Raw genomic sequence first — 2,796 nt, 5'->3', positions numbered from 1 at the left:
AATTCTACTTTTTCTATAAAACGAAAAATGAGCCATGTTAGTACTTATATATAAAAATAATTTAGATCACTTACTTACAGAGAAACTTTTAGTATTTGGTGCTCTAATAACAATGTTTCTAGCTGTATGTGGATTCTTTTTAATATTAATGTCTAAAGATAAAAATAAGAAAGGAAAATAAATATGGAACTATTGGTATTTATGGGATTTTTTGCGTTGCTTGCAGGTGGGTTTACCCTATGGGCATATATTGATTATCGTAAAATGCAGGCTTAAGTGGGCTTCTTGTTTTTAATCATTTCTAAAAAGATAAAATAATTATGGGTGTATTTCTTTTTTTGGGCGTTATAGCCTTATTTATGAGTCTTTTTGCATTGTGGGGAGTATATGATCTTCGAAAGAATGCATAAGGGTTTTGTTCACAGTATAGAGAGCTTTGGTTCTGTAGATGGACCAGGCATCCGATTTTTGATTTTTCTGCAAGGTTGTCCCATGCGCTGCCAGTTCTGCCACAATCCGGATTCCTGGAAGACGGGGGTAGGAGAAGAGTGGACTGCCGATGACCTGCTGGACAAGGCAGAGCGATTCAAGAGTTATTGGGGAGATAATGGAGGAATTACCGTGAGCGGTGGCGAGGCATTGATGCAGATAGACTTTCTCATCGAACTCTTCGAGAAAGCCCATCAGCGTGGCATCAATACCTGTCTTGATACCTCGGCTCAACCCTTTCATAGAGAAGGGAAAAACTTCGAGAAATTTGAGCGTCTGATGACCGTCACTGATACTGTTCTTCTGGATATCAAGCATATCAATGATGAAGAGCATCGTAAGTTGACGCTTCATAGCAACAAGAACATACTCGATTGTGCCCGCTATCTCAGCGAAATCCACAAGCCGGTATGGATACGTCACGTCCTTATTCCAGGTATTACCGACAAGGATGAATACCTGGAAGAGTTGAGAGACTTCCTCTCTACGCTCAGCAATATCCAGCGCATAGATGTATTGCCTTATCATACGATGGGTATCTACAAATATGAGAAGCTAGGAATCTCTTATCCGCTAGATGGCATAGAACCTCCTGGCAGAGAACGTGTGGCTCATGCCGAATCTATATTGCAGAAGGCATTATAGACTTTTGTATTGAGTGCTATGGAGTTACCTTTTGTTAGCGATAATGGAGTCGTGAAAAAGCCTAAAATCCAGGCATGTTTCTTATGGTATCATATATGTTTCAAAAGTATGCGACGTTGGCTTATGATATATATGATGATTGCTTATGTTATGTATGACGTTTGCTAGTGTCATATATGGCGTTGGCTTATGCCTTACTTGATGATGAATTAAGCCTTACTTGCTGTTCAAAAGAGCCTTACGTAACGTTCAATTAAGCCTAACGTAAACCTTAATTGAGGCTTAATTGGATGGTAAGTAAGGCTCTATTGTAAGACAATTGAGGCTCTATTGTAAGACATTTAATGCTCTATTGCAAGGCATTTGAGGCTCTTTTTGCAATCTTTTTGGGCTTTTTTGCAACCTTTCGGGTTTCTTTTGCGTCTAAGTATCAGAATATAGGAAATTTAAAATCGAAAGAGTATGAAAACAATGAGTATTTGGGTTGCTTCGGCAACTTTGTTTCTTGCCTCTATGGGCATCTGTTCCTGCAGTATGGGTTCTACTACCTCTTCTGAAATGAGAGGAAGCCTGGAGTTTACGCAGGATGATTTGAGAGAGAAGCCTTTCAAGGCTATCGACGTGGATGTGGTTGCCAGTGTCTATTATACACAGAACGACGGCGATGAATGCAGCGTTCGTCTGGATTACTCTGCCATCAAGGATGCTGAGTTCGCTCAGAAACTCAAGGAGAAAATCAAGGTGGTGTATCGAGACGGCGAGGTGAAGATCGGTCTGACGGGAAGACTCAAGGTGCCTGCCAGCTGTAATTCTGAAAAAAACAGATTGAAGATTTATATCACCAGTCCTGATCTGGTGAAGATTACCCAGGAAGGGGTAGGGGCTTTCTATGCCAAGTCTGTCAACAGCGACCGCCTGGAAATCGATAACGAGGGCGTAGGCTCTGTCAGCATCAATAAGATTCTTGCCAACAAGCTGGATGTTACCAACGAGGGTGTAGGCTCTGTCAGCATCGATCATGCCAAGGGCGATGTGATGAAGATTGACAACGAAGGTGTAGGCTCCGTAAAGGTTGGCAACGTGGCGATGGGCGACCTGAAGGTGGATAATGAGGGTGTAGGCTCCGTTACGCTCGATTTCTTCAAGGGCGGAAATCTGAAGATCAACAATGATGGCGTGGGTAAGGTAAGCGCCAAGGTTGACTGCCAGGTTCTGAATGTTGATCTGGATGGTGTTGGCGGCGTGCATCTGAGCGGTGTCACCGGCAAATACACCCGTCATAAGGATGGAGTGGGAAGCATCTCTGACGGAAGTCTGAAGGTTGGTAGATAACGTAAGTTCCTGAAAATCAAAATAAAAAGGCAGGGAGAATGAAACCCCATGTAAAACTTGCGAAGAATGAGCAAGTTTGGCATGGGGTTAGTTCTTCTTATTTTTCTATTTTTTCTTTTATCTATTTTCTTTTTTATCTTTTCTTCTTGCTACTTCTTCTTGTCGTTTTTTTCTTTTCTTTTTTTCTTGTTTTCTTTTTCTTCTTCTTGTAGAAATTCTCTGTTAGGCATCTTTAACAATTAGAAGTCCCACTGTAACTACTCAGCACCCCTATAGAAGTAACTACTCAGCACCCCTATAGAAAACTTCTCGTTAATAAAGCATAAACTT

At 41.3% G+C, this 2,796-nt stretch carries 2 protein-coding genes; both read left to right on the top strand.

The window, feature by feature from the left end:
• The first annotated feature begins 402 nt into the window (after positions 1–402).
• On the top strand, positions 403–1,134 hold the full coding sequence (pflA, locus tag AAAT87_RS15195) for a pyruvate formate-lyase-activating protein (RefSeq protein ID WP_349226899.1): 732 nt from the start codon (positions 403–405) through the stop codon (positions 1,132–1,134).
• A gap of 462 nt (positions 1,135–1,596) precedes the next feature.
• Positions 1,597–2,466: a GIN domain-containing protein gene (locus AAAT87_RS15190; RefSeq protein ID WP_349226898.1), complete on the top strand. Its 870-nt coding sequence runs from the start codon at positions 1,597–1,599 to the stop codon at positions 2,464–2,466.
• Positions 2,467–2,796: the final 330 nt, after the last annotated feature.

Source organism: Segatella sinensis, assembly GCF_040095255.1.
Lineage (GTDB): Bacteria > Bacteroidota > Bacteroidia > Bacteroidales > Bacteroidaceae > Prevotella > Prevotella sinensis.
This window is presented reverse-complemented; position numbering and strand designations above follow the sequence as displayed.